Here is a 25881-nt window from a genome sequence, read left to right as displayed (position 1 = left end):
CGCCGTCTGAACAGAGAGCAGAACAATCCATGGACGCAACACAGACCTATCATAGAGGGCGATCCTACTGGTTCGACCGCGCGTCCCCCTACGCCCCGTCCGAGCCGCTGAAGGGCGACCAGCGGGCGGATGTCTGCATCATCGGCGGCGGCATCAACGGCGTTTCGACGGCCTATCATCTAAAACAAGCGGACCCCGGCTGCGACGTCGCGCTGATCGAATCCGAAGTGGTCGGCTTCGGCGCGAGCGGCCGCAATGCGGGCCAGTTGATCGTGACCTTCGGCGGCGGCGATTTCCGCGCGAACCTGCGGCGCTTCGGCGCGGAACGCATGGGTGCGGGCTGGGACTATGTCGACAAGGGCGTCCAGCGGATCGAACAGTTCATCGCCGACGAGGCGATCGAATGCGACTATACCCAGACCGGCTTCATAGAGGTCAGCCTGCGCCAGGACAGCCCCACCCTGTTCGACGCCTATAGCCGCTATGTCGATCAGATCGGCCAGAGGAAATCCCTGACCCAGCTGTCCGCCGATCAGATGGCCACCGCCTTCGACAGCCCCTATCTGGGCGCGGGCATTTATGACAGCCGGGGCGGCCAGCTCGACCCGCTGAAGCTGGTGCGCGGCATCAAGCAGGGCGCCGAGCGTCTGGGCGCGCGCGTCTATGAGAACAGCCCCGTCGCCCATATCGAAACGTCCGGCGCACAAATCGAAGTCATCACCGGCGCCGGCCGGATCCGCTGTTCCAAGCTGGTGCTGGCGACCAACGCCTACACGCATCTTCTGGACGGTCTGCGGACGATCGACGCCGAACGCCTGCAAAGCCCGATGATGGTCTATGCCAGCGTCACCGAACCCCTGACCCCCGCCCAGTGGGAAGCGGTCGGCTGGGCGCGCCGCTGCGGGGTGAATGTGCTGTCGGAACTCTTCTATTCCTTCGGCCCGACGATCGACGGGCGGCTGGTCTATGTCAGCGGCTATTATCTGGGCTTCCCGCGCGGCCGCGAGCTGGGTCCGGAAATCAACACGCGCTTCCTGACCGAAGGGCACGGCCATCTGGAACAGTTCTTCCCGGCCCTGCGCGGCATTAAGACGGTTCAGACCTGGGGCGGGCCGATCTCGATCACCTATGATTCCGTGCCCCATATCGGCGTGTCGCGCGATCCGCGCATTCTCTACGCCTGCGGCTGCTGGGGCCATGGCATGCCGATCGGCGCGCGCAACGGGCAGACGCTGGCCGAACTCGCCCTTGATCGCACCACGGAAAATACCGACATGTGGTTCGTGCGAAATCCCAAGAAGCATTGGCCCAACCGGGTGCTTGTGAACTTCGCATCGAACCGCATCGTCTCCCTGCGGCGGAGCAGCAACCGGCGCAAAGGCGCGCGCATGTCGCCTCCGCTAAGGTTCGGCCAGTGAACCACGCGCTCCCTCAGGATCGGCAGCCTGCGGGCATGCAGATACTGACCCAGCCGATGAGCGTCATGGACCTCTTCACCATCGGCATCGGCCCGTCCAGTTCCCACACCGTCGGCCCCATGCGCGCCGCGCGCCTGTTTGCCGAACGGATGCTGGCGAGGGCCACGCCGGTGGCGATAAGGTGCGATCTCTATGGATCGCTGGCCCTGACCGGCAAGGGCCATGCGACCGACCGCGCCGTCATCCTGGGCCTTTCGGGCCATGGTCCGGAAACCATCGATCCCGACGCGATCGCCGCGATCATTACCGAGATTAGCGAGCGGGGCTCCCTCCCCTTCGGTGGCGCGGATCAGGTGCCGTTCGTTCCCGCGCGCGACATCGTCTTCAATAGCAGCCGAACCCTCACGCAGCATGCCAACGCCATGCGCTTTACCGCCACGTTCGCCGACGGCAGCCAGGCGGAGGAAACCTATTATTCGATCGGCGGCGGCGCGATCGATCGCGAAGGCGAAAGCCTGCCGCTCAGCAACCGGGGGGAGGTTCTTCCCTTCACGTCCGCCGCCGAACTGCTCGCCATCGCCGACGCCAATGGCCTCTCGATCGCCGACATCGTGCGGAAGAATGAAGCGGAATGGCGGGACCCGGCCCTGACCGACGCTTTCCTGTTTCAGGTCCGCGCCGCGATGCTCGCCTGCATCGATCGCGGCATGACGGGCGAAGGCATTCTGCCCGGCGGGCTTGGGGTCAGGCGGCGCGCCCGCAACCTCCACGAAGCCTTGCTGACCAAAGGGTCGGAGCGGGACGGAGCCGCGCTGTTCGAATGGGTCAGCCTCTGGGCCATGGCGGTGAACGAGGAAAACGCCGCCGGCGGCCGGGTCGTCACCGCGCCCACCAATGGCGCCGCGGGCATTCTTCCGGCCGTGTTGCGCTATTATGAGGATTTCGTGCCCGGCGCCGACGAGCAGGGCTCGCTCGACCTGCTGCTCACCGCCTCGGCCATCGGCTTTCTCTACAAGCGGCGCGCGTCGATCTCGGCGGCCGAAATGGGCTGCCAGGGCGAGGTCGGCGTCGCCTGCTCGATGGCGGCGGCGGGGCTGGCGGCGGCGCTGGGCGCTAGCAACGCGCAGATCGAAAACGCCGCCGAAATCGGCATGGAGCATAATCTCGGTCTCACTTGCGATCCCATTGCCGGCCTCGTCCAGATCCCCTGTATCGAACGCAACACCATGGGCGCGGTCAAGGCGATCAATTCCGCCTATCTCGCGCTCAATGGCGACGGCAGCCATGTCGTCAGCCTGGACGCTGTCATCGAAACCATGCGGCAGACGGGCCGCGACATGGCCCGCCAATATAAGGAAACCAGCCTGGGCGGCCTCGCCGTCAACGTGGTGGAATGCTGACACGGAGATGAGCTGATAACCACCTTCTTACGCACATACATAGGTGGAGGATAGATGCGATGATGGGCCGGCATATCCCAGGTAACCAAGTTGGTGGCTACCCCTCAGAATGATGGTGTTGTTTACGAAGCAGTTTCCGGCATGACGCGTCGCGTATCGCCATCCTCGCCATTGGCGAGCGCGAGGCGATTGGATGCCTCTGAAGCCGGAAACACCGACAAGCCACTTCTGCCTTGCAATAACCGGCGCCGTCGTCTCAGCCGCTTCGAGCGGCGGTGACGCGCGACGAACTGATCGCGCTGTTGAAGGCGGCCACGCAAGAAATGGGCTGAAGTAAGTATGCCTGATCCATCATCGCGACCTCAGGGTGCCGCGACCGGACGGCATACATCTCGAGGACTGCCCCGCTGCGATCACAGAACGTTTGATGGGCCAGCAGCCCTATCGCCGTAATCTAGGGCGTAAACTCATAAAATATCTTGAGATTTGGCGCCTGGGGTGATTCACGGCCTTCCAGAATTGGAGGGCTTGATGGCACGGCGACGGTATGAACTGACAGATCGAGAATGGGAGGTCATCGCGCCTTTGCTGCCCAACAAGCCACGCGGCGTGCCACGGGTGGATGACCGGCGAGTGCTCAACGGGATCATGTGGCGCTTCAGGTCTGGTGCTACATGGGCGGAAATTCCAGAGCGCTATGGACCATCGACGACCTGCTACAACCGGTTCGTCCGCTGGCGCAAGGCTGGGGTCTGGGACCGACTGCTGGCAGCGGTTTCTGCCGGTTTCAACGGCGAATTGGTGATGATCGATTCCACCTGTATGCGCGTCCACCAGCATGGTGCGACGGGCAAAAAGGGGGAAGCTGCGATCGTGGCATGGGACGTTCCCGGGCGCGGCCTCACGACCAAACTCCACGCTCTTGTCGATGCTGATGGACGCCCCGTCAGCCTGAGGTTGACTGGTGGGCAGGTCCACGATGCCTGCGCGGCAGAGGCGCTGATCGAGGCCATTCCCGAAGGCGCCACTTTGCTGGGCGACAAGGGCTATGACAGCAATGCTATCCGCGAGGCGGCAGCGGCCAAAGGTGTCTGGGCCAACATTCCCAACCGATCCAACCGCAAACAGCGCTTCGGCTTCTCGCCCTGGCTCTATCGTCAGCGCAATCTCGTCGAACGCTTCTTTAATCGGATCAAGCAGTTCCGGGGCATCGCCACCCGCTATGACAAGGATCCAGCCAACTATCTGGCCGCCGTCAAACTCGTCAGCACACGCCTATGGTGTGCCGCGTAATGAGTCTACGCGCTAGCACTACTTTGGCAGATTGGTGATTTTTAGGATTCCCTCAGCGCAGGTTCGGTGATTCATAGGAAGCCAGCTTTGTGGAGGCTGGTGATGGAAGAGGACTGGCGGAGCGACCTTGATGCCTGGCTGGCGCCATTTATCGAGGCATTGCGGCACAAGACCCGAGGTCGGATGTGTCCGGCCTATATCGCCGGGCTGATCGGTCCGGGTGATCGTAAGAGCATGCAGCCGATCGCGGCGCGCGATGCCGATGTCAGCTATGACCGGTTGCATCACTTCATCGCGAGCGGCGTGTGGGATGCCGCTCCCCTGGAGGCCGTGCTGCTCGCCGAAGCCGACAGGCAAGTGGGCGGTGATGCCGCTTGGCTGATCATCGACGACACGGCCTTGCCGAAGAAGGGGCGCCACTCGGTTGGTGTCGCACCACAATATGCCTCGGCGCTTGGCAAGACTTCCAACTGTCAGACGCTGGTGTCGCTGACGTTGGCGTCCGGCGAGGTACCGGTCATGGTCGCGCTGCGGCTGTTCCTGCCCGAGAGTTGGGCAAGCGAAGCCGCCAAGCTCGACCGTGCCGGCGTGCCCGATGACCATCGTGCCTACAGGACCAAGCCGGAGATCGCGCTGGCAGAGATCGACCGGGTGCGTGCGGCCGGCGCGCGCTTTGGTTGCGTGCTCGCCGATGCCGGGTATGGCTTGAGCGCACCGTTCCGGCAGGGCTTGAGCGAGCGCGGCCTCTCTTGGGCAGTCGGCATTCCGTTCAAGCAGAAGGTATATCCAGCCGAGGTGGCGATGATCTTACCTGTCGCCGGACGCGGGCGCCCCCGCCAGCGGCATATCCCCGACATGAAGTCGATCACCGCGCGGGCAATGTTGGAGACGGCCCCCTGGCGAACGGTCAGTTGGCGTCGCGGCACGAAAGGGCCTCTCTCTGCCCGCTTCGCCGCGGTCCGCGTCCGGGTTGCCGACGGCCCACCCCAGCGGATCCGGGACATGGGCGCCCAGCATCTGCCCGGTGAGGAGGTATGGGTCATCGGCGAGCACCGCTCGACCGGCGAACGCAAATACTACCTGTCCAACCTGCCGGCCGCCACACCGCTCAGGAAGCTTGCCAGCGCCATCAAGGCCCGTTGGGTCTGCGAACAGGCGCATCAGCAGCTCAAGGAAGAACTTGGCCTGGATCACTTCGAGGGCCGCTCGTGGACGGGCCTGCACCGACACGCGCTCATGGCAATGATCGCCTACGCCTTCCTCCAGTCCCGCCGGCTCAGCAAAGCCAGAGGGGGGAAAAAGAATCCTCGGGCCGCCACCCCAACCAAGCCTCCCCGCCGTCCGTCACGCAATCCTCATCGCGCTCGCGCAGCCGCCCCCAACCCGCTGCCCGCATTGTAGCAGAACCTTCAATCCCAAGAATCTGCCAAAGTAGTGCTAGTCATCCGATGATGCATATTTGCCGGCAGCGCCTTCGTCTGGTCCGATCTTCCCCAACGATCGCTTCAGCGCGTCGCACGATGGCCGCCGACGGCGCTTGTCACTTGACTCGTAAACTGGACGGTATACGAATTAGAAAAAGCCAAACGGAACCAATCAACAGCGGCGGGCTGGTCGATTGAGCCGTCCATAATTGGGCGGGGGGGCTCCTTACCCCCGCCCTATCGACGTATAGCGCGGCGAGCCCATGGTAGAACGACGCAGTATCCTGCTCGTCGCGAACGGGATAGGAGAACCGCACGACAGCAATCATTTTGGGAGGCAAAAAACGGAAGTGACAATCGACACCAACGCCGATCGGGAGCTGTTGCAGTCGAGCCGGGCGGAACAGACCTTAGCGAAGAAACAGCGCGTGCTCGACGTTGCGCGCAGCCAGTTCGTGCATCATGGATATCGCGCAGCCACGATGGAGATGATCGCCCAGGTGTCGGGCGTTTCCAAGCGCTCTCTCTACCTCTGGCACACAGACAAGCCCGCCTTGTTCAAAGCCTGCTTGGTCGATGGTGCACTTCGGTTCCCGGTATTGCGGTTCGATCCCAACGCGGACGTCGAGGAAGATCTGCTGGCATTCGGCGTGGCGCTCCTGATGGAACTCGCTCGGCCGGGGAGCATTGGCTTCGGGGCGCTGCTCATCCGAGAAGCGCGCGAATTTCCCCAGCTCGCGGAACTGGCGCGGCGCAATCGGGAGCAATATCTGGTCCAGCCCCTTGCCGATTACCTTTACGAGGCCGGGTTGGCCGACAACAATGGCCGGGAAGCGGCCGACCTGTTCACCTCGTTGCTGCTGGCGCCAATTCACCATCATCTGCTGCTGGGCCATGTATTGCCGGACGACGAGACTCTCGCGTCGCACGCCAACAGGGCGACCCGTTTGTTCGTGCTGGGGCAAAGCGCGATAGTTCGCTCAAAAAAAGAAGATCTCGACGCCCATATCTGACGCCAGGCTTTGGTTTTCAGGGTCATCGGCGCAGCGGGCGTGACGCATCCCTGCTGCTATTTTGCTGTGTCAAATCCCAGTCGCGAACGTTACTATACGGCGCTGTACGATATATTGGTTGGGAAGAGGCTTCATGAAGATTTCGCGACGGGTTCTGCTGGCGACGACGAGCATTCTGGTAAGTGTTCCCGCCTTCGCGCAGTCGCGACCGCTGCCCTACCGTGACCGGAACGCCCCGCTAGCGGTGCGCGTCAGGGATCTGCTTGGCCGCATGACCCTCGATGAAAAGGCGGCGCAACTCTGTTGCCTGTGGGCTGGGAAAAGCAAGATCATGGATGCCGCCACCGGCGCATTCAACCCGGCCAAGGCCAAGGCCGCGATCCCGGACGGCATCGGGCAGATCGCCCGCCCGTCCGACATGTTCGGCACCAACGTGGGCGTATCCCAGCCCTTTCGCGATCCGGCGGATGCGGTCACGTTCATCAACGCCGTGCAGAAATACTGTGTCGAACAGACGCGCCTTGGCATTCCGGCGCTGTTCCATGAGGAAGCCGCGCATGGCCTGATGGTCAAGGGCGCAACCAGTTTCCCGATACCTACGGGCCTTGGCAGCAGCTTCGATCCCGAACTGATTGAACAGGTATTCACGCTTATCGCACGTCAGGCACGGATACGGGGCATCGCGGTGGCGCTCTCGCCAGTGGTCGATCTCATCCGCGATCCGCGCTGGGGGCGGAGCGAAGAGTTTTTTGGTGAAGATCCGTTCCTGGTGTCCACGATGGGGCTGGCCGCCGTGCGCGGATTGCAGGGCAGCACCCGCCCGATCGGCCCCGACCGCATCTTCGCGACGCTGAAGCATTTTGTGCACGGAACGCCGGAGGGCGGCGTCAACGTCGCACCTGCCGACATGTCCGAACGCACCCTGCGCGCCGTTTACCTTCCGTCCTTCGCTAAATGCGTCAAGGAGGGTCAGGCTGCCATCGTGATGCCATCCTATAATGAAGTGGCTGGCTTGCCCGCTCATGCCAACAAGTTCCTGTTGCAGGACGCGGGACGCGGGCTGCTTGGGTTCCGGGGCGTCTATATGAGCGATTACAACGCGATTGACCGTCTCGTGTCCGACCATCATGTCGCGCTCGACAAGAAGGAGGCGGCGGTGTTGGCGATGAAGGCGGGGGTCGATATCGATCTGCCCGACAGTGCCTGCTATATCCATCTGCCCGACCTCGTCCGGTCCGGGCGCGTACCGGTCGAAAGTCTGGACGCCGCCGTTGCACGGATGCTGGCGCTGAAGTTCGAGGCGGGTCTGTTCGAAAACCCCTATGTGGACGTGAAGCGAGCGGCGCGCGTGCTGGCCGACCCTGTGGGCGCGGCATTGGCGCGCAAGGCGGCGCAAAAATCCATGGTTCTTCTCAAAAACGATGGCATCCTGCCGCTCGAGCGTTCCAAGCCGACGAAAATCGCGCTGATCGGTCCCAATTCCGTAGTGCCGCGCCTCGGCGGCTATTCGCGCGCGCTTGAAGCGGATATCGGCATCTTGGAAGGCCTGAAAGCTGCCGTCGGCCCGGGGACGACCATCGAACAGGCCGATGGCGTGTGGCTTTCGCAGGCCAGCAAGATCCAGCGGCCCGAAACAGCGCCTTTTCGTCCCGTGCCGCAGACCGAGAACCGGGCCCGCATTGCCCAGGCCGTCGAACTGGCGCAGCGCTCCGACATCATCCTGCTGGTGGTCGGCGATAACGAACAGATCACGCGGGAAGCTGTCATGGCCATGCTGCCGGGAGATCGCAGAACCCTTGGCCTGTTCGGCGATCAGGATGCGCTGGTTGATGCGCTGCTGGAGACGGGCAAGCCGATCGTCGCCCTGCTCATCAACGGGCGGCCGCTGGCCGTGGCGAAGCTGGCCGAGAAAGCCAATGCTTTGGTCGAGTGCTGGTATCTGGGGGAACAGGGCGGCCATGCGGTAGCCGACATGCTCTTTGGCCGGATCACTCCAGGCGGCAAGCTGAGCGTATCCCTGCCGCGCGAAGCGGGTGAACTGCCCGCCTCCTATGACCGCCACCCTTCCGCCAATCTGTACCCTTATGTCGAAGGCAAGCAGCAGCCGCTCTTTCCGTTCGGCCATGGCCTGAGTTACACCACTTTCGATCTATCTGCTCCCCGCTTGTCAGCGGACAGGATTGCGCCGGATGGCAGGGTTCAGGTGGAAGTCGATGTCACTAATAGCGGCAGCCGCGAGGGCGATGAGGTGGTGCAGATCTATATCCGCGACGAACAAAGTTCGGCGCCTCGTCCCGTCAAGGAATTGAAGGCTTTCCGTCGCGTGACGTTGAAGAAGGGCGAGCGGACAACCGTTCGCTTCGAACTCGGGCCGGACGAACTCGGCTTCTGGGACGTGGACATGAAATGGTCGGTCGAACCCGGCACCTTCCGCATCAGCGCCGGAAACAGCTCCGAAGCGCTGAAACACGCCACGCTCACCGTTATTTAAGGGACGGCGCGCCTGGTTGTCGCGCTATGGGCAGAGGGAGAATGAAGCCGGTGGACCCTAATCGCAGAAGGATGATGATCGGAATATCCCTGGTTGCGGCAGGAGCTTTTCCGGTTTCCCAAGCGCTCGCCGCAACAACGGCTACCCGACAAACCCCCTATGCACCCAAGGCCGGGCCGCGCGCGCGGGTCGTGCTGGTCAACGACCTGAGCGGCGACGTCGATGGCCTCTTTGCCGCGGCTCATATGCTTTTGTCGCCTTCGATAGAGCTTCGCGCGATTATCGGAACGGCCACCCGTGCCCGTGGCGAAACCGCCGAGGCCTCGGTTGCCCTGGCCCATGAAATGCTGCGGTTGACCAATCGGGATGGCAAGATTCCGCTCTATGCCGGCGCCGAAGGGAAGCTGACGGCGCCGGGCACAGCGATCCGATCGGCAGGCACCCAGGCGATCATTGCAGAAGCGATGCGGGATGACACGTCTCTGCCACTCTATGTCGCCGTTGGCGGCGGCCTGACGGAAGTAGCGAGCGCGCTGATGCTTGATCCCGCCATTGCCGGGCGTCTCACACTGATCTGGATCGGCGGCAGCCTATCCCCTGCGGCGCATGAGCCAGAATATAATTTCGCTATCGATCCCCTTGCCGCTCAATATGTGTTCAACGAAACGACGGTCCCGATCTGGCAGGTGCCAAAAGAAGCCTATGCGACCTCCCTGGTTTCAAACACGGAGATACAGGCTTTCATCGCGCCCTATGGCGAGATCGGCCCTTGGCTCTACGAAAAGCTGCTAGCGGCCAATGTTAAAATGGCGGGTTTTCGTATGAACACCGGCGAAACTTGGACGATGGGCGATAACCCTCTCGTCCTGCTTACAGCGCTCACTGACTGGGTGCCCAGCCAGTTTGGCCGACAGCCAAAGTTCGAGCGAACCGGGTCGAGCGTCTTTATCGAGACGATCGCGCCGCAACTGGATGCTAAAGGCAATCCTCGTGCACGAAGTGATGGGCGTAAAATTCGAGTTTACCAAAGTATCGACGTGCGAATGATGCTAGGCGATCTGTACGCGAAATTGCGCATACAATCGGATCGTTAGCAACATCGTCGCGAGGGGCCTTGCGTTACAACGCCGCGCCGTGCGACACACCAGTTGTAACGCGCGACCTGCCAGGCGTGAAACGCATCATAATGGCGAGTGGGGCCGACCGTTGCCCGCCGCCCCCCCCCGATGCGTTTACACGGTTTCCAGCGTCTCCCGCTGGCTACTTGCGGCATCATAGAAGGGATAGTCCGTGTATCCCTTGACGCCAATGACGCCGTAGAAGGTCGAATGATCGCTTGGCGCGAGCGGCCAGCCGTGGCGCATCCGTTCGACCAGATCGGGGTTGGCGATATAGGATGTGCCAAATGCGATCAGATCGAGTTCACCCTTGGCCAGCTCGGCCTCGGCCAGTTCCCGGTCGAACCCGCCCGCGCCAATCAGCGTACCGCGATATGCCTTGCGGAAATCGGCGCCGAACCCGGCGGGGACTTCGGCGGCGGTGATGGTCGGCTGATAGTTCAGGTGGACATAGGCCAGTTCCCGCTCGTCCAGCGCCGATGCGACCTGCATCCACGTTTCCGCCTCTTGGGCGAAGGGCTTGAAGTCATATAGCCGGCCGAATGGCGAGATGCGCACGCCGACGCGTGCACCTCCGATTGCGTCTGCCAGTGCATCGACGGTTTCCAGCAGGAAACGCATGCGGTTCTGGATCGAGCCGCCATATTGGTCGGTGCGGCTGTTCAGTTCGCTGCTGAGAAACTGGTCGAAAAGAAACGCGTTGGCCGCCATAAGCTCGATCCCGTCGAACCCGGCCTCCATCGCCAGGCGGGCGGATGCGACGAAGTCCTGCGTCACGCGGTGCACCTCTCCCGTGGTCAACGCGCGCGGGGCGCTGGGCGCGACCGGACCCGGTTGGCCCTCATCGGTGAACGCATAGACTGTGGTGCCGGTCGCGGGCACTACACCCGCCGAAACGGGAGCGGCGTTGCCCGGCTGGATCGAAACATGCGACATCCGGCCGACATGCCAGAGCTGGGCGAAGATCTTTCCGCCCTTCGCATGCACGGCGTCAGTGACGATGCGCCAGCCCCGCACCTGCTCGTCGCTATATATGCCGGGCGTGTAAAGATAGCCCCGGCCCTCCTCGGAAATCGGCAGGCCCTCGGTGATGATGAGGCCGGCCGAGGCCCGCTGCGCATAATAGAGCGCGGTCAGTTCGCCCGGGACATTCTCCGGCGTGCGGGTGCGCGTCATCGGCGCCATGACGACGCGATTAGCAAGAGAGGTGCCGGACAGATCGTAGGGGGTGAATAATTTGCTCATGCTGGTTCTCTTTAAAAGGGACGCGGCCTGCCAATGGCCACCGCTATTGATGGGAAGGTCGCGGACGCCGCGTTTACGCGCCAACGATTTCGAGCTTGGAGACCATCCTGATCGCCTTGGAGAAATTCGCCAGATTGACCGAGGTCCTGGTGACGGTGGCGTGCAGTTCCTCGAGCTTTTCGCGCGAGGCATCGGTCGCCAGGCGAACGACATAGCTGACTTCGTCATATCCAGGGTTGACGCTGTCATCGAGGCCCAGGAACCCGCGCAGGTCAAGTTCGCCTTCGGTCTCGATCTCCAGGCTGTGGACGGTGATCCCCATCGCTGACGCGTTGACCACATAGCCGACCGTCAGACAGGCATTCAGCGCCGCCATCAGAAGTTCCTGCGGGTTGGGCGCCGAGTCCTGGCCGAGCAGTTCGGCCGGCTCGTCCGCCACGATCTCATGGGCACGTTGGTATTCGACGCCGCCCAGCGAATAGTGCCTGACGGTCGCGACCGAACGGGTCTGTCCAGCCCATTTCGTCTTGACGTTGAAACGGGCGTTGCGCTTCGCAGGGTCCTGGGCGACGCCCCGGGCGAACTGCTGAAGGGCGGCGACGTCGATGCCATTGGGTTTATCGGTCATGGAAAATATCCTTGTTATTGAATGTGGAATGATAGGGAAAACTCTCGGGGAACCGGCTCAGCCGGTGCAGCCGTCAACCGTGCAGAAGGCTCCGCTGGCGCTCAACGGGTCGGGCCTGTCGATCGCGGCGTCCGTCAACGCCTTCTGGAACACGGATGCCGGTTGCGCGCCGGAGAGGTAGAAACTGTTGTTGAACACGAACAGCGGAACGCCGTTGGCGATCTGGTTCGCCCGCGCCTCGTCATCGGCGATTCCGGCAGCGATGGCGGGTGAGTCGAAATCGAAGTCGATATCGGCCGCGCCTGCATCTCGGGCCAGCGTCAGGAGCGCGGCGCGATCGAAGATGTCGATCCCGTCGGTCGTCCCCGCCTTGTAAAGCCGTTCAGCCACACGCGCCGCCAATTCAGGCGCCGCGATGCTCCGGATCAGGGCATGCGCATCGCTCGTGTCGCCAAAGCGCATGGTATCGAAATTGTAGACCAGCCCTTCGGCGCGTCCATTCTCGCCGACTGCCGCCATCATGCCCATCGCCATCTCCCGATTGCCGAATTTCTGATGAAGGGCCTGGGCAAAGCCGGCCGGGGCCATGCCTTTGGCGAGGCGATATGATCTGCTCGTCACTGACACCTCGACCTGCCCGGCGAGCGCGGCAGTTGCCGTCTCCAGACGGCGCTTGGCGATCCAGCACCACGGACACACAAAGTCCGACCACATTTCCACATTGACCGTTTTCATGATCTTCGTTCCTTTCATGATCGGACGCCCTTCTGCGCGTGATAAACAAACCATCTAGTTGGTAGGTTTACTGGCAAAAGGAAGCCCTCCTCTGGAGCCGTCCCGGGCTCCGCGCTTGGGTATTTTAGGTGTCTCGTTCAGGCGCGCTCCACGATGACACGGATCATGTCGTCGTTGATGAGATCGCCGTCCTTCGTCGCCCAGTCGATGAAGCTGGACCCTTCCAGCAAGCTCAGCAGCACGAACGCCTTCTGCCTGGCCCCGGACCCGCGCGGGATTTCCCCGCGATCGATCCCTTGATCGATGATCCTCGTCAACCATTTGAGCTGGATACCAAAGAAGCGCCGTGTGATCGCCTGCAACCCGGCCGGCAGCGCCGACATTTCCGCCGCCAGCGCCCCGCACAGAGGCAGAAACCCGCCTTCTGCGCTGGTCCTGAACATCCGGAAGAACGCTTCGAGCCGGGGGATCAGCATGTCGTTCCGCGCCTCGATCCGCTCGAAATCCTCCCGGACCCGATCGATATAGGCTTCAACGATGGCCGTGCCCAAATCCTCCTTGGTGGGAAAATGATGATGTATGCTCGGCTTGCTGATGCCAACGGTCTTGGCCAGATCCGCATAGCTAAAGGCTGCATAGCCTTTCGTGCGCATCAGGCCTTCGGCCGTTTGAATCAGTGCGTCGCGCGTTCCGGTCGCCATCTTTTCCATCCATCGCGCGTTTCCGCGCATATTGTTCACCTTGTCACCGGTCGCCCGGATCAGAGTTCCTCATAGGCTTCAAGGGCCCGGGAGGAATAGACATAGGCCGCCCCTGCATTGAGGGCGATCGCCGTGCCCAGCGCAGCGGCAATCTCCTCCCGGGTGGCGCCCGCTTTCTTCGCGGCTCCGGCATGCGCGGCGATGCACCCGTCGCACCTTGTGGTCACCGCTACGGCTAGCGAGATCAACTCGTGCGTCTTTGCATCAAGCGCGCTGTTTTCCCGCGTAGCGGTCTCCAGCTTATGAAAGGCGCTGGCAACCGGCGCATTCGCCTTCGAAAATGCGCCCACACGCTTGACCAGCGCGGTGAGCCTTTCGCTCCAGTTATTTTCCATCCTATGTACCTCGGTTCTGATGATTTCCGCTTTAGTTGCCGCGGGCGGCCATGACGCCGCCGTCCACATCCCAGACTGCGCCGGTGACCCAGGAGGCCTTGTCCGAAAGCAGGAAAGTGATGGTTTCAGAGACATCGCGGGGAAGACCGTTCCGGCCCAGCGGATGAAAATTGTGGAAATTGTCCAGTGCGCCGCTCAACTGCTCCTGTGGGATAAAGCGCTCGAATATTTTCGTCTCGACGATGCCAGGGCTGACCGCGTTGACGCGCACCGCGTGCTTGGCGAGTTCGGCGGCCACATGCTTCGTCATGGCTTCCAGGCCAATCTTCGCCATTGAATAGGCGGAGGCGGGAACCGTCTCGACGGCTTGGCGCGCTGCGACGGCAGTCACATTGACAATCGATCCCGGCTTCTTTGCAGCGACCAGCGCTCCTGCCACATGCTGCGTGATAAAGAACAGCGCGCGGTTGAGATTGAGGAAATTGTCATAATCCACGCGCGTATGATCGAGGAACGCCTTTGGATAATAGATCCCGGCCGAATTCACGAGCAGGTCGATATCGCCATGTTCAGACGCAAGTGTCGCGATCAGCGATTCGACTTGAGAGAAGTCCGAGAGATCGGCCGACAGCGCGAACGCAGCACCTTCGCCGGCGACCGCGGCCAGTTGCTGGCGTGCAGCCTCTGCCTTCTCGACCCGGTTGCCGACGACGACAGCTGCGCCGCCCTGCTCGACCACCATCTGCGCGACATCCAAGCCGATCCCGCTGGTGCCACCGACTACCAGAAGTTTGCGACCTTCAAATTGACCCGTCTGCATGATCCTGCACTCCATCAAGAGTTCACCCTACTAGTAGGTAGGTATGGCGAGCTTCTATCGATGTCAAGGGTTGTTCGATAGATTTGGTACTGCTGCGGGTAGCGCGCGCCTCCGACACGATAATGTAGCGCACTCGGGCGATGTTCAAGGGGGCAGCCGCCGGGAGGACCAATGCGCCCGCCTCAAATGGCGGGCGAGCGCGACCTCCGTCTGGTTTAACGCAGCGCGCTCTAGACGCGTTCCCAGATGGCGGCGATGCCTTGGCCGCCGCCGATGCACATCGTCGTCAGGCCCAGGCGGCCGCCCGTGCGCTGCAATTCATAAACCAGCTTGGTCGTGATGATGGCGCCCGTCGCACCAACCGGATGGCCCAGCGAAATGCCGCTGCCATTGGGATTGACCCTGGCCGGGTCGAAGCCCAGCTCCCGCGAGACGGCACAGGCCTGCGCCGCAAAGGCTTCGTTGGATTCGATCACGTCGAGATCGCCTACGCTGATCCCCGCCCGCTCCAGCGCCTTGCGCGTGGCTGGCACCGGGCCGATGCCCATATAGGCGGGATCGACCCCCGCATGGCCATAGGCGATCAGCCGCGCCAAGGGCTTCAAACCCTGCGCCTTGACCGATGCCCCGCTCGCCAGCACGACAGCTGCGGCGCCGTCATTGATCCCCGACGCATTGCCCGCCGTCACTGTCCCGCCCTTCTGGAATACCGGCTTCAGCGCGCCGAAATCCTCCGCAGCCGCATCGGCGCGGACAAATTCATCGGTGTCGAATGGCACCGACTTGCGCCGCACCATCACTTCGACCGGCACGATCTGATCCTTGAAATAGCCCCGCGCAATGGCGTTGGCCGCCCGCTTCTGGCTTTCATAGGCGAGCGCGTCCTGGTTTTCCCGCGAAACGCCATAGCGCGCCGCGACATTTTCCGCGGTGACGCCCATATGGATCGCCTGGAACGGATCGGTCAGCGCGCCGGTCAGCCCGTCCTGCATGACCGCATCGCCCATCTTCTGGCCCCAGCGGGCGGCCGGCAGGAAATAGGGCGCCCGGCTCATGATCTCCACGCCCGCGCCCAGCGCAATGTCGCAGTCGCCAAGCATGATGGATTGCGCGGCGGTCAGGATCGCCTGAAGGCCCGATCCGCAGAGGCGATTGACGCTGTGCGCGGGCGTTTCCTGCGGAACCCCTGCGCCGATCGCGGCTATGCGGGCGGCATAGGCATCACGCGGCTCGCAGTGGATGACATTGCCCAGCACGACATTGCCGATCTGGCTTGCGTCTATGCCCGCCCGCTCAATCGCGGCCCGGGCGACATGCGCGCCCAACTCGCCCGGCTTCTGATCCTTGAGCGACCCGCCGAAGCTGCCAATGGCGGTACGCGCCGCCGATACCAGAAAGACGTCCGTCATATGCTGTTCCTGTCCTGAAGGTTTAGATCCTCGAAACGTCCACCATTGGCTGCGAGCCGCTCGATCAGCGGCGCGGGCGTCCATGCCCAGCCGTTGCGGCCGGCGGCAAGGGTAAGAAGCCGGTCCAATAGCGTGGGCAAGCCGATCAGATCGGCCTGGAACATCGGCCCGCCGCGCTCACGGCCAAAACCATAGCCATGGAGGTAGATCATATCGACATCCACCGGCCGGTAGGCGATCCCCTCCTCCACGATCCGCGCGCCTTCGTTGATCAGGGCCAATAGGCAGCGGCTGACAATCTCTTCGTCGCCGATGGCGCGCCGCGTCAGGCCGATCTCCGCCGAATAATCCTCGATCAGCGTGGTGACCTCCGGGTCGGGCTCCGCCGTCCGGCCGTCCGGATAGGCATAGATGCCCTTCCCGGTCTTCTGGCCGAACCGGCCGAGTTCGCAGATACGATCGATCACGCCTGAATAAGGACGGCCGGGCTGCTCCACCGCGCGGCGCTTGCGGATCGACCAGCCAATGTCCTGCCCGGCCAGATCCATCGTCCGGCATGGCCCCATCGCCATGCCCCAACGCTCCATCGCAGCGTCGATCTGCTGCGGCAGCGCGCCTTCCTCCAGCATGAAATAAACCTGCCGCAGATATTCCTCGAACATGCGGTTGCCGATGAAGCCGTCGCAGACGCCCGACACAACGCCAACCTTGCCGATCCGCTTGCCCAGGGCCATCGCCGTGGCGAGAACATCCGGCGCGGTGTCCTTGCCGCGCACCACCTCCAGCAGACGCATGATATTGGCCGGCGAAAAGAAATGCAGGCCAACGACCCGCGAGGGATCTCGCACCAGCGCGGCGATCGCGTCGAGGTTGAGCGTCGATGTATTGCTCGCTAATATCGCATCCGGCCGGGTGATCGTGTCCAGCGCGGAAAAGACCTGCTTTTTGACGCCCATTTCTTCGAACACCGCCTCGATCACCAGATCGGCGTCGCTCAGCGCCTTCAGTTCCGTCGCGGCGGTGAAGGCGGCGAGGCGCGCATCGGCCACGCCCTGATCGATCCGGCCCTTCTCGACATCGCGCTGGATCGTCGTGCGGATGGTGGCTTGGGCCTGGGCTAGCGCCTCGGCGCGCAGTTCCACCATCGTCACGGGCACATCCGCATTCAGGAGGGCAAGGGCGATGCCGGTCCCCATCAGGCCGCCGCCCACGATGCCGGCTTGCCGCACATCGCGCGGGCGCACGTCCCGCGACAGCCCGGGAATGCGCGCAACGGTTCGCTCGCCGAAGAACGCATGCCGCAGGCCGCGCGACGCCTCGGACCGCACCAGCTTTCCGAACAGTTCCGCTTCCACCGCCAGGCCAGCGGCCAGATCGTCCGATAACGCGGCGACGCAATCGACGATCCGGGCAGGCGCCTGACTCAAACCCGCGCCCGGCTTCGTCCGGTGCGCTGCGACCGCTTCGGCAAGATCGGCGGGAACCGGCAGCGCGCCCGTGCGGCGCAGCGCGGGGGTACGGCGCGCCACGTCCAGCGCCGCCTCCACCACATCGCCCTCCACCAGTTGATCCACCAGCCCCAGCGACAGCGCCTGTTCCGCGCTCACCGGCTTGCCCGTCAGCATCATGTCAAGCGCTACGCCCGCCCCGATCAGGCGAGGCAGCCGCTGCGTCCCGCCCGCGCTGGGCAGCAGTCCCAGCGTCACTTCGGGCAGGCCCAGGCGGCTGCCGGCCTGAGCGATGCGATAATGCCCCGCTAGCGCCAGTTCCAGCCCGCCGCCCAGCGCCATGCCGTGGATCGCCATGATCACCGGTTTGCTGGAATCCTCGATCGCGGTCATGAGTTCGCGCAATGATAGGAGTTGCGCCGGATCATTGTCGAAATCGCTGATATCGGCCCCTCCGCAGAACATGGGGCCTGCGCCGGCAATGATGACCGTCCGGCAGACGGGATCGCTCACCGCCAGCCTGATCGCCGCCCTGATTTCCTCGACAAAGCCGTTGCCGGCGGACAGGGCGTTTACGGGTCCATTCGACAGGCGCAGGATCATGATCGCGCCTGCATGGGAAATCTCGATAGCCACGGAAGTCCCTTTCCTCAAAAGGTGTCGGCGCCAAGCGCCATGATCGTCGCTTCACCCGCCGCGACGCTCGCCGCGAGGCCCTTCGCCTGTGGCAGCATCCGTTCGGCGAAGAAGCCGGCCACGGCGCGCTTGGCCTCATGCAAAATATTGTCGCTCTGTGCGGCAGCGGCCATGCGCGTCCACATCCAGCCCATTGAAACCAGCGCGAACAGCCGCAGATATTCGACCGCCGCGGCGCCAGCCGCCTCCACCCCGGCGTGCCGGAGAGAAGCAGTGGCGGTGCGCAGCAGGGTCAGCGCCGCCCGCGTCCTTTCCGCCACAACCATGTCGCCTGCGGCGTCCAGTTCGGCCGCTACGAGCGCGAAAAAGCCCTCGACCACGGCGCCACCCCCCAGCGGCAGCTTGCGAGCGACAAGGTCCATCGCCTGCACCCCATTGGTGCCCTCATAGATTTGGGCGATGCGCGCATCGCGCACATATTGCTCCATGCCCCATTCGCGGATGTAGCCATGGCCGCCGAATATCTGTTGCGCCTGGACCGCGCTTTCGAAGCCCCAATCGGTGAAGGCTGCCTTGATCACCGGGGTCAGCAACGCAACCAGCGCATCGGCCTTGCTTCGTTCAGCTGGATCCGGATGATGGCGCGCCCGGTCGAGCTGCAATGCCGTCCATCCGGCCAGCGCGCGCCCGCCTTCCACAAAAGCGCGGATGTTGAGCAGCATGCGCCGCACGTCGGCATGCTCGATGATCGCCACCGGCCCCCGCGCGCCATCCGCGCTCCGCCCCTGAAGCCGCTCCTTGGCATAGGCCGCCGCCTGCCCATAGGCAGCGCCAGCGATGCCCAACCCCTGAATGCCGACCATCAGCCGCTCCGCATTCATCATCGTGAACATGGCGGCCAGGCCCTTGTTCGGCTCACCCACCAGCCAGCCGGTCGCGCCGTCATAGTTCATGACGCAGGTCGGCTGGGCATGAATGCCCATCTTCTTTTCCAGCGCGCCCACCGACATGGCGTTGCGAACCGTAAAGGTGCCATCCGCGTCCGGCAGATGTTTGGGCGCCAGGAACAGGCTGATTCCCTTCACCCCCGCCGGCGCATCGGGCAGGCGGGCGAGGACGAGGTGGATGACATTGCCCCCGAAATCATGATCGCCAGAGGATATGAACATCTTTTGGCCCGTGACCGCATAGCTGCCATCGCCGCGCGGCGCCGCCTTGGTCTTGAGCAGGGCAAGGTCGGTGCCCGCTCCGCCTTCGGTCAGCGCCATGGCGCCGGTCCATTCGCCGCTGATCATGGGCGGCAAATAGGCCGCTTTCAGCGTTTCGGAGGCATGGGCGGAAATTGCTTCGCATGCTCCACGCGTCAGGCCCGGAAACAGGCCAAAGGACAGATTCGCAGCAGAGATCATCTCGTCCAGCCAGAGCTGCAGGATGAAGGGCAGGCCTTGTCCCCCATGCTCCGGCTCCGCCGACAGCGATGTCCAGCCCGCCTGCGCAAAATCGCGCCAGGCTTCCGCAAAGCCCGCGGGGGTCTTCACCTGCCCGTCGATCAGGCGGCTGCCTTGTTCGTCGCCCTCGCGGTTGATCGGAAACAGCCTTTCCGCGCACATCCGGCCGGCCTCTTCCAGCACGGCGGCAGCCAGGTCCGCATCGACCTCCTTGCCGATCTCTCCCATCGCCCGATCAAAGCCCAGCACTTCGCTCAGCAGGAAGCGATAGTCGTCAAGCGGCGGAACATAGCTGAACATCAGGCCTCTCCCAAAGTACGGGAGGAGCAGCTATACCAAACATCTGTTACAGTCAACCGCGCGCCGTCGAAACGCTGTCAATTCACTATTTCATTCTCGGAAAAACCTATTCGTGCCGGAAAATGGCAACAATCTGCCCCGCGATTTCGCTTGGGCTCAATCTGCCCGCGCGATACCAATCCGCCACTGAATTGAGCTGCGACAGCAACAGGTTGCGGTACAGCGACCTGTCGATATGTCCAGGCAGCGGCAGTTCCCCCACAAGCGTCCGGAACTGTTCCTCGAACCTGTCCCGCCGTGCGATCAACTGCTCCCGCACCTCCTGGGGCACCTCGCGGAAATCGTTCATCATCGGCATCGTCAGCGAATCAGGGGCGAGTTGAATATCCAGCAACGTCGCACAGGCGGCCTCCAACCGCGCCCAGGGCTCGCGCTCCTGTTCAACCGCGGCATGAATCCTCTCCGCGGCGCCATCCAGCGCGGCATTGTGCAATTCGACGAACAGCGCGTCCTTGGATTTGATGTGATGATAGAGCGAGCCGCCCAGCACCCCCGCCTTTTCGCCAATGTCCCGCATTGACGTTCCGCGATAGCCTTTCCGCGCGAAAAGCTGAGCGGCTATCTCCAATATCTGGCGGCGGCGGCTCGAACCCTCATTACTCAGGGCCGAAGATGTGCTGGATCTGATCATCAAGCGCGGCGCTAGCACATAGTTCCGCGGCCGCGAAGCCGGTTAGGCGTGATCCCCGCCCCCCTCTCCGCAGGGTGGACATAGTGCGGCCTTCGGGGCGGAATAGCCCTGCGCCGGGATGAGACTACCCGAATGCAACCTCAAGCATATTGCGTCCGCAGCGCCTTCTTATCCATCTTGCCGACGCTTGTCTTCGCTATACTGCCGGTGATCACAATACGGGCCGGCACCGCCCATTTGGAAATTACACCACGTTCGCTGAATTCCGTAAGGTAGGCCTTGATTGACTGTTCGCATACATGGCCTTCGTCCTGGGTGTTCGGGACGATTATGGCGAGCGGCCGTTCCCCCCACCGCTCGTCGGCGACACCAATTACTGCAACTTCGCTTACCCCCTCGCACTGCGAGATCAGATTTTCGATCTCAAGCGAAGAGACCCATTCGCCCCCCGTCTTGATTACGTCCTTGATCCGGTCGGTAATCTGCAATGTACCGTCCGGATGAAGAAGACCTACGTCGTTCGTGTGGAGATAGCCACCGTCCCACAAAATCTCTGAGTTGCGAGGGTCCTTCAAATAGCCCTGCGTCAACCACGGCGCGTTGGCGACGATCTCTCCGGTGGTCTTGCCGTCGCGCGCCTGTACCGCCATTGCAGGATCTACGATCTGGATATCAACCAGCGGTATCGGTTTGCCCGCGCGCGCGCGCAGTTCGACCTGTTCCTCGGCAGATTTTGCGAGGTCGTCGTTCGAAAGTTGGGCAAGGGTCAGGACCGGGCAAGTTTCGGACATCCCATAGCCTGTGAAAACGTCGATGCCACGTTCCATGGCCGCGCGCGCCAGTCCGTTCGGCAGGGCCGAACCGCCAATCACAATTTTCCAGCCGGACATATCGACGTCCGTTCCTGCGGGACTGGTCAGCAGCATATGCAGCAAAGTCGGCACGCAATGAGAGAAAGTCACTCCTTCATTTTCATAGAGCGCTAATAGCATCTCCGGTGTGTACCGCCCGGGGTAGATTTGCTTGAGCCCTAGCATCGTCGCCACGAACGGCAGTCCCCAGGCGTGAACGTGGAACATAGGTGTGACCGGCATATAGACATCTGCCCGATGCAGGTGGCCCTGCACGGGATTGGCGCCGAATGTGGCGGCGATTGCCAATGTGTGAAGCACGAGTTGGCGATGGCTGAAGAACACGCCTTTCGGCAGCCCGGTCGTGCCTGTGGTATAGAAGGTCGTGGCCCGCATATTCTCGTCGAAATCCGGAAAAAGGAAATCGGCCGATGCGGCGCCGAGCATTGCTTCATATTCGACGTTGACCGGTATCGATGTAGCAAGCGCCGACCCGTCATCGGTGAGCAAAACCACAGCACGCACGCCTTCGATGCGATCCCAGATGCTCTCCAACATGGGAAGGAAATCGGTATGAACGAGCAACACCTCGTCCTCCGCATGGTTGATCGTGTAGAGAATCTGTTCAGGCGACAGGCGAATGTTCACCATGTGCAGCACCGCACCCATGCTCGGAATGGCGAAATAGCACTCCAGATAACGATGACTGTCCCAGTCGAGCACGCCGACCGTCGCGCCTGCGCGTAAGCCCAATGCGGCCAAGCCATTGGCCAGCCGGCTTACGCGCGCACCCAGTTCGTCATAGTTATAGCGGACGAGATCGCGGTAGACGATCTCTTGTCCCGGCGCGCGCGCAATGCCCGACTGTAGCAATCGCTTCAGAAGAAGTGGATAGCCTGACGACGCGGCGACAGGTTCAGTCTGCTCCCCGCTGTTCGGAACATTTGAATGCACAATCATTGCCTATCCTTCTGAGCAGCGAACAATCCCGGCCCCGCCTCCGATTGTCAGCGTGCTTATTCGGGTTGAGTTCAAGCCGGCGCCATCTCCTGCTTGGCACTGGAGAAATCGAAAGGAGCTGTCTCAAAATCCAGGTTGGGCATTTCGTCGAGATCGGTCCAGTAGTTCTGGGGATGCTGCCACTCCATTGCCCGGCCAGACCGCGGCAAAATGTCGCGACTGCGCATCAAATATCCCGGATTGAAGTCTTCCGGATCGAACCAGTAGCCAACGGCTTCCTCGCCCTGCGGGAGCACCGGTACGACAATATCGGCTTTTCGCTCGCGCATATGGTTGAGGAGGCGGCAAGCCAGTTCGGCGATGAGATCGACCCGAAGCGTCCAGGCAAATCTTGCATAGCCCCAGAGCCACAGAAGATTCGGCACGCCGGTGAACATCATTCCCCGATAGGTGACCGTGTCGTTCCAAGAGACCAGTTTGCCGTCCACGTGGAATTCTATGTCACCGAGCACGCATATATTGAACCCAGTCGCCGAGACGATAATATCGGCGTCGAGCATCTTGCCTGAACGCAAAACTAGCCCTGTTTCGGTGAAACACTCGATCTCGTCAGTCTCGACGCTTGCCTTGCCCGATGCGATGCTGTGAAGCATGTCGCCATCAGGGAGGAGCGCAATACGTTGCCGGAACGGCGTGTAGCGCGGCGTGAAATGGCGCGCGACGTCCACCTTGTCGCCGACGATAGCCTTTACTCCTGCAATCAGATCGGCGGCCACAGCGTCCGGCTCCGCCGCGCAGCGTGCTCCGATCGCTGTGAGATCCTGCAAGAATTTGCGGCGCAGGATTTCGCTAGTCCACAAAGGATCGATACCAAGTGCTTCTAGCGTCATCTCCAGTTCGGTCTTGCGCGGCGGGCAGTAAAAATATGTCGGCGAGCGCTGGAGCATCGTGACATGTTTTGCGTTATCCGCGATCGACGGGATCAAGGTCGCGGCTGTGGCCCCAGAACCAATGATGACCACCTGCTGGTCGGTTACATCGAGGTCCGCCGGCCAATGTTGCGGGTGCACGATCTTGCCGCGGAACCGTTCGTTGCCCGGCCAGTCCGGGATGTAGGGGGTTTCCTGGCCGAAATAGCCCGAGCAGGTCCAAAGAAAAGATGCCCGGACGGCCAGCTTCTCGCCCCCGGTGTCCACGGACAAAGTCCAGCGGGCTGCATCACTTGACCACGACGCTGACTGGACCCGATGCCCATAATGAATGCTGCTCGCGAGTTCCTGCTCTTCGATCACCTCGCCAAGATATTGCAGAATGTCGGGGCCCGCCCCGAACACTTCGCCCGTCCAAGGCTTGAACTTGTAAGCATATGAGAACATGTCGGTGTCCGACCGCACGCCCGGATAGCGGTGCGTCCACCACGTTCCGCCGAAGCTGTCCAGCGCCTCGAAGATGATGAATCGTGCCCATGGACACTCGCGCCGGAGGTAGGCCGCCATGCCGATGCCCGACACGCCTGCTCCGATTATCACCACGTCGAAGTCGCCGGATTCGAAGGCCGTATTGCGAACCGCTGTGATTTCTTGTTTCGTCATGTTGATCTCCAACAATTGCCGCAACGATCCGCCCGACGGACGTTCTTGCAAGAACAATCCACTTTCCGGCGCGCGCAATAATGTATCAATATTTCATTTCGCGAGAGCGATGCACCTCAATGGTTCAATCGCGCATCCTTCAAGCCGTCTTCACACGCGGTTCAGCGAGCTCTCGCGCGCGCGAAATCAGTGCAGAGAAGAGCGGGGTCAGCATTTCTCGAAGCTCGGATTGGGTCATAAAAGTTGGGACCCCTTGTGCCGTGTAAATAACGCCGGTGCGACCGACTGCCTCTCGCTGGCACATGATGCGCGCCCTATAGTCTTCAACTCCTATAGGAAGCGCAAGCGCTTCATATTCCATAATCAGTGAGTCGTGATCGCAGCGCGTAAGACGCTCCTGTACCGGATCGCTATTCGAAAAATACATGGTGCGAATTGAGCCGAGGCCTTCTCCTTCCATGTCCACCTTCTCGATGCATCCCAGTGGCGGCACGCCCTCAATCGGGAAAATCCTGTCAACTCCTCCAAAGTCGGAAAATAAGGACCAGACCATCTCCACGGGCGCATCGATCGATGCCGTAACATTAATGAGCTCCATCAGCCGTTTCCTTCCGACAGCTCGATCAGAGCATCGCCACATTTTCAGGGACCTGACCCAGAAGAAGAGCTCCATAAGGCCGGTACAGGTCGGCGCTGCCGCAAACATGCTGGCAAGCGGTCCGGATGTCGCGGAAGCGGCGCTGCAGCGATGCGCTGTCGTAAAGTACCGTCGTCCCCCCAAGCGTGAACACATCATTCGCCACGTCGAGGCACTCAAAATGCACGTGCGAAATCGCTGAGCGGAAGCGGGCTCGCACCTCGGGAGGCAACGGGAATACGGTTTCCGCCATCTCCCAGACGGCTTCTGCTTCCTGCATTGCCAAGGCGCGAACAGCTGAGAGCCGTGTCTGGAGCCGGCCGATCCGATCTTGAAAAATGGGATCAGCCGCCAATATCACGCGGGGATTGAGAAACGGCTTTTTGCCTGCTGCAAGCGGGACGATCTCGTCAAGCATCCCCTGCGCAATGCCCAATACGACACCGGCATGGAACGGGCCTACGCCAAGCCACCAGGGCAGACGCGACAAGGTGGATCCCGCAACGCCCGCGCCATGATAAGGCGCTGTGAACCGATCGGGGACAAACAGGTCATCGACGGCAAAGTCATGACTTTCTGTGGAACGCATGCCTAGGGCGTACCAGGTGTCGAGCGCCCGGATTTCCGAAAAGGGAATTGCCGCTACTATCATCTCGGGCTTGCCGTCCGCTCCCACGGACAGCGTTCCGTCCGCCAGCGTGACCATACCACCGACGACTGCCCAGTTGGCGGGATAGGATCCGCTGCCAAGTGGCCACGTACCTTTGATACGTACCCCGCCGTCCACGCGTATGATGTTGGGCCGCGGCGTTACCGTGGCCCGGGTTAAAGCGTCCGGATTGCTCCCGAACACCTCTTCCTGGACGTCGGGCGGAAACCATTGCCATGCGATCGGACTCTCGGACCCGACCATCACCGACCATGCCGTCGATCCGTCGCCGCGGGCCATGGCCTCCATCACAGGCAGCATATCCGGCACGCGCAATCCCGCGCCACCGTAGCGGGGATCTCGAATAGCCTGAAATATGCCTGTCTCGCGAATCTTCTCGAATATGTCCTGGGGCATGACGCGCGCCCGCTCGATCTCATCGCCGCGAGCGGTCAGTTCGGGTGCAAGCGCCTCTACCGCCGCAAGCAAGGCCTTGGGGCCGAGAAAGGCAGGACGGATCCCGTCCACATCGGCTGTCGATCCGTTAGAGCGATCAAGCGCCTTTTCCTCCATCAACAT

21 protein-coding genes are annotated in these 25881 nt (G+C 62.1%); 7 read left to right on the top strand and 14 right to left on the bottom strand.

Annotated features, from left to right (window positions below; translation table 11 throughout):
* Positions 1 to 29: 29 nt before the first annotated feature.
* The 7 genes from ACZ51H_RS17130 to ACZ51H_RS17100 all read left to right on the top strand — a co-directional run bounded on the left by ACZ51H_RS17130 (position 30) and on the right by ACZ51H_RS17100 (position 10133).
* Entirely contained in the window at positions 30 to 1418 is a 1389-nt protein-coding gene (locus ACZ51H_RS17130) for an NAD(P)/FAD-dependent oxidoreductase (RefSeq protein WP_464803615.1), read from the top strand.
* Positions 1419 to 1474: 56 nt separating this feature from the next.
* A complete protein-coding gene (locus ACZ51H_RS17125) occupies positions 1475 to 2818 on the top strand; it encodes an L-serine ammonia-lyase (RefSeq protein WP_464803704.1) in 1344 nt (447 codons plus the stop codon).
* A gap of 531 nt (positions 2819 to 3349) precedes the next feature.
* A complete protein-coding gene (locus ACZ51H_RS17120) occupies positions 3350 to 4111 on the top strand; it encodes an IS5 family transposase (protein WP_464803614.1) in 762 nt (253 codons plus the stop codon).
* 102 nt (positions 4112 to 4213) lie between these two features.
* Positions 4214 to 5512: an IS701 family transposase gene (locus ACZ51H_RS17115; RefSeq protein WP_464803613.1), complete on the top strand. Its 1299-nt coding sequence runs from the start codon at positions 4214 to 4216 to the stop codon at positions 5510 to 5512.
* 373 nt (positions 5513 to 5885) lie between these two features.
* Positions 5886 to 6548, top strand: a complete 663-nt coding sequence (locus ACZ51H_RS17110; protein WP_464803612.1) for a TetR/AcrR family transcriptional regulator — start codon at positions 5886 to 5888, stop codon at positions 6546 to 6548.
* 133 nt (positions 6549 to 6681) lie between these two features.
* Positions 6682 to 9039 carry a glycoside hydrolase family 3 N-terminal domain-containing protein gene (locus ACZ51H_RS17105; RefSeq protein WP_464803611.1) on the top strand — a complete coding sequence of 786 codons (2358 nt, stop codon included), beginning with the start codon at positions 6682 to 6684 and terminating at the stop codon, positions 9037 to 9039.
* Positions 9040 to 9113: 74 nt separating this feature from the next.
* Positions 9114 to 10133, top strand: a complete 1020-nt coding sequence (locus ACZ51H_RS17100; RefSeq protein ID WP_464803610.1) for a nucleoside hydrolase — start codon at positions 9114 to 9116, stop codon at positions 10131 to 10133.
* A 138-nt stretch (positions 10134 to 10271) separates the two neighbouring features.
* On the opposite strand, the gene ACZ51H_RS17095 is transcribed toward ACZ51H_RS17100, so the two are convergent.
* From ACZ51H_RS17095 to ACZ51H_RS17030, 14 genes are all read right to left on the bottom strand, one after another.
* Entirely contained in the window at positions 10272 to 11402 is a 1131-nt protein-coding gene (locus ACZ51H_RS17095; RefSeq protein WP_464803609.1) for an alkene reductase, read from the bottom strand.
* 73 nt (positions 11403 to 11475) lie between these two features.
* Entirely contained in the window at positions 11476 to 12030 is a 555-nt protein-coding gene (locus tag ACZ51H_RS17090; protein WP_464803608.1) for an OsmC family protein, read from the bottom strand.
* Between the two features lie 57 nt (positions 12031 to 12087).
* A complete protein-coding gene (locus ACZ51H_RS17085; protein ID WP_464803607.1) occupies positions 12088 to 12765 on the bottom strand; it encodes a DsbA family oxidoreductase in 678 nt (225 codons plus the stop codon).
* A gap of 137 nt (positions 12766 to 12902) precedes the next feature.
* Positions 12903 to 13466: a TetR/AcrR family transcriptional regulator gene (locus ACZ51H_RS17080; protein WP_464803606.1), complete on the bottom strand. Its 564-nt coding sequence runs from the start codon at positions 13464 to 13466 to the stop codon at positions 12903 to 12905.
* Between the two features lie 59 nt (positions 13467 to 13525).
* Entirely contained in the window at positions 13526 to 13861 is a 336-nt protein-coding gene (locus tag ACZ51H_RS17075; protein WP_464803605.1) for a carboxymuconolactone decarboxylase family protein, read from the bottom strand.
* A 31-nt stretch (positions 13862 to 13892) separates the two neighbouring features.
* Positions 13893 to 14681 (bottom strand): SDR family NAD(P)-dependent oxidoreductase, encoded by a 789-nt coding sequence (locus tag ACZ51H_RS17070; RefSeq protein WP_464803604.1) that lies wholly within the window; start codon positions 14679 to 14681, stop codon positions 13893 to 13895.
* A gap of 230 nt (positions 14682 to 14911) precedes the next feature.
* Positions 14912 to 16090 carry an acetyl-CoA C-acyltransferase family protein gene (locus ACZ51H_RS17065; protein ID WP_464803603.1) on the bottom strand — a complete coding sequence of 393 codons (1179 nt, stop codon included), beginning with the start codon at positions 16088 to 16090 and terminating at the stop codon, positions 14912 to 14914.
* A complete protein-coding gene (locus ACZ51H_RS17060) occupies positions 16087 to 18174 on the bottom strand; it encodes a 3-hydroxyacyl-CoA dehydrogenase NAD-binding domain-containing protein (protein WP_464803602.1) in 2088 nt (695 codons plus the stop codon). Before ACZ51H_RS17060 ends, ACZ51H_RS17065 begins: the two co-directional genes overlap by 4 nt.
* Before the next feature lie 14 nt (positions 18175 to 18188).
* Positions 18189 to 19922, bottom strand: a complete 1734-nt coding sequence (locus tag ACZ51H_RS17055; RefSeq protein ID WP_464803601.1) for an acyl-CoA dehydrogenase family protein — start codon at positions 19920 to 19922, stop codon at positions 18189 to 18191.
* 106 nt (positions 19923 to 20028) lie between these two features.
* Positions 20029 to 20613, bottom strand: coding sequence for a TetR/AcrR family transcriptional regulator (locus ACZ51H_RS17050; RefSeq protein ID WP_464803600.1), 585 nt, complete (start codon positions 20611 to 20613; stop codon positions 20029 to 20031).
* Between the two features lie 140 nt (positions 20614 to 20753).
* Positions 20754 to 22424: a fatty acid--CoA ligase gene (locus ACZ51H_RS17045; RefSeq protein WP_464803599.1), complete on the bottom strand. Its 1671-nt coding sequence runs from the start codon at positions 22422 to 22424 to the stop codon at positions 20754 to 20756.
* 71 nt (positions 22425 to 22495) lie between these two features.
* On the bottom strand, positions 22496 to 24016 hold the full coding sequence (locus ACZ51H_RS17040) for a flavin-containing monooxygenase (protein WP_464803598.1): 1521 nt from the start codon (positions 24014 to 24016) through the stop codon (positions 22496 to 22498).
* A gap of 139 nt (positions 24017 to 24155) precedes the next feature.
* Complete coding sequence (locus tag ACZ51H_RS17035) at positions 24156 to 24614, bottom strand: SRPBCC family protein (protein WP_464803597.1); 459 nt, start codon at positions 24612 to 24614, stop codon at positions 24156 to 24158.
* A 25-nt stretch (positions 24615 to 24639) separates the two neighbouring features.
* A complete protein-coding gene (locus ACZ51H_RS17030) occupies positions 24640 to 25881 on the bottom strand; it encodes an acyl-CoA dehydrogenase family protein (RefSeq protein WP_464803596.1) in 1242 nt (413 codons plus the stop codon).

It is taken from the genome of Sphingobium sp. TomMM15, from assembly GCF_055397045.1.
The sequence above is the reverse complement of the archived record's forward strand: the minus strand, read 5'-3'. Positions and strand labels throughout refer to the sequence as shown.

Bases quoted from the DNA above. Each gene is read 5' to 3' on its own strand.
- ACZ51H_RS17130 (WP_464803615.1), top strand. From the start codon at position 30: ATGGACGCAACACAGACCTATCATAGAGGGCGATCCTACTGGTTCGAC.
- ACZ51H_RS17080 (WP_464803606.1), bottom strand. From the start codon at position 13,466: ATGGCGACCGGAACGCGCGACGCACTGATTCAAACGGCCGAAGGCCTG.
- ACZ51H_RS17050 (WP_464803600.1), bottom strand. From the start codon at position 20,613: ATGATCAGATCCAGCACATCTTCGGCCCTGAGTAATGAGGGTTCGAGC.
- ACZ51H_RS17055 (WP_464803601.1), bottom strand. From the start codon at position 19,922: ATGTTCAGCTATGTTCCGCCGCTTGACGACTATCGCTTCCTGCTGAGC.
- ACZ51H_RS17035 (WP_464803597.1), bottom strand. From the start codon at position 24,614: ATGGAGCTCATTAATGTTACGGCATCGATCGATGCGCCCGTGGAGATG.
- ACZ51H_RS17030 (WP_464803596.1), bottom strand. From the start codon at position 25,881: ATGTTGATGGAGGAAAAGGCGCTTGATCGCTCTAACGGATCGACAGCC.
- ACZ51H_RS17045 (WP_464803599.1), bottom strand. From the start codon at position 22,424: ATGATTGTGCATTCAAATGTTCCGAACAGCGGGGAGCAGACTGAACCT.
- ACZ51H_RS17120 (WP_464803614.1), top strand. From the start codon at position 3,350: ATGGCACGGCGACGGTATGAACTGACAGATCGAGAATGGGAGGTCATC.
- ACZ51H_RS17105 (WP_464803611.1), top strand. From the start codon at position 6,682: ATGAAGATTTCGCGACGGGTTCTGCTGGCGACGACGAGCATTCTGGTA.
- ACZ51H_RS17100 (WP_464803610.1), top strand. From the start codon at position 9,114: ATGATCGGAATATCCCTGGTTGCGGCAGGAGCTTTTCCGGTTTCCCAA.
- ACZ51H_RS17070 (WP_464803604.1), bottom strand. From the start codon at position 14,681: ATGCAGACGGGTCAATTTGAAGGTCGCAAACTTCTGGTAGTCGGTGGC.
- ACZ51H_RS17125 (WP_464803704.1), top strand. From the start codon at position 1,475: ATGAGCGTCATGGACCTCTTCACCATCGGCATCGGCCCGTCCAGTTCC.
- ACZ51H_RS17095 (WP_464803609.1), bottom strand. From the start codon at position 11,402: ATGAGCAAATTATTCACCCCCTACGATCTGTCCGGCACCTCTCTTGCT.
- ACZ51H_RS17085 (WP_464803607.1), bottom strand. From the start codon at position 12,765: ATGAAAACGGTCAATGTGGAAATGTGGTCGGACTTTGTGTGTCCGTGG.
- ACZ51H_RS17040 (WP_464803598.1), bottom strand. From the start codon at position 24,016: ATGACGAAACAAGAAATCACAGCGGTTCGCAATACGGCCTTCGAATCC.
- ACZ51H_RS17075 (WP_464803605.1), bottom strand. From the start codon at position 13,861: ATGGAAAATAACTGGAGCGAAAGGCTCACCGCGCTGGTCAAGCGTGTG.
- ACZ51H_RS17090 (WP_464803608.1), bottom strand. From the start codon at position 12,030: ATGACCGATAAACCCAATGGCATCGACGTCGCCGCCCTTCAGCAGTTC.
- ACZ51H_RS17065 (WP_464803603.1), bottom strand. From the start codon at position 16,090: ATGACGGACGTCTTTCTGGTATCGGCGGCGCGTACCGCCATTGGCAGC.
- ACZ51H_RS17115 (WP_464803613.1), top strand. From the start codon at position 4,214: ATGGAAGAGGACTGGCGGAGCGACCTTGATGCCTGGCTGGCGCCATTT.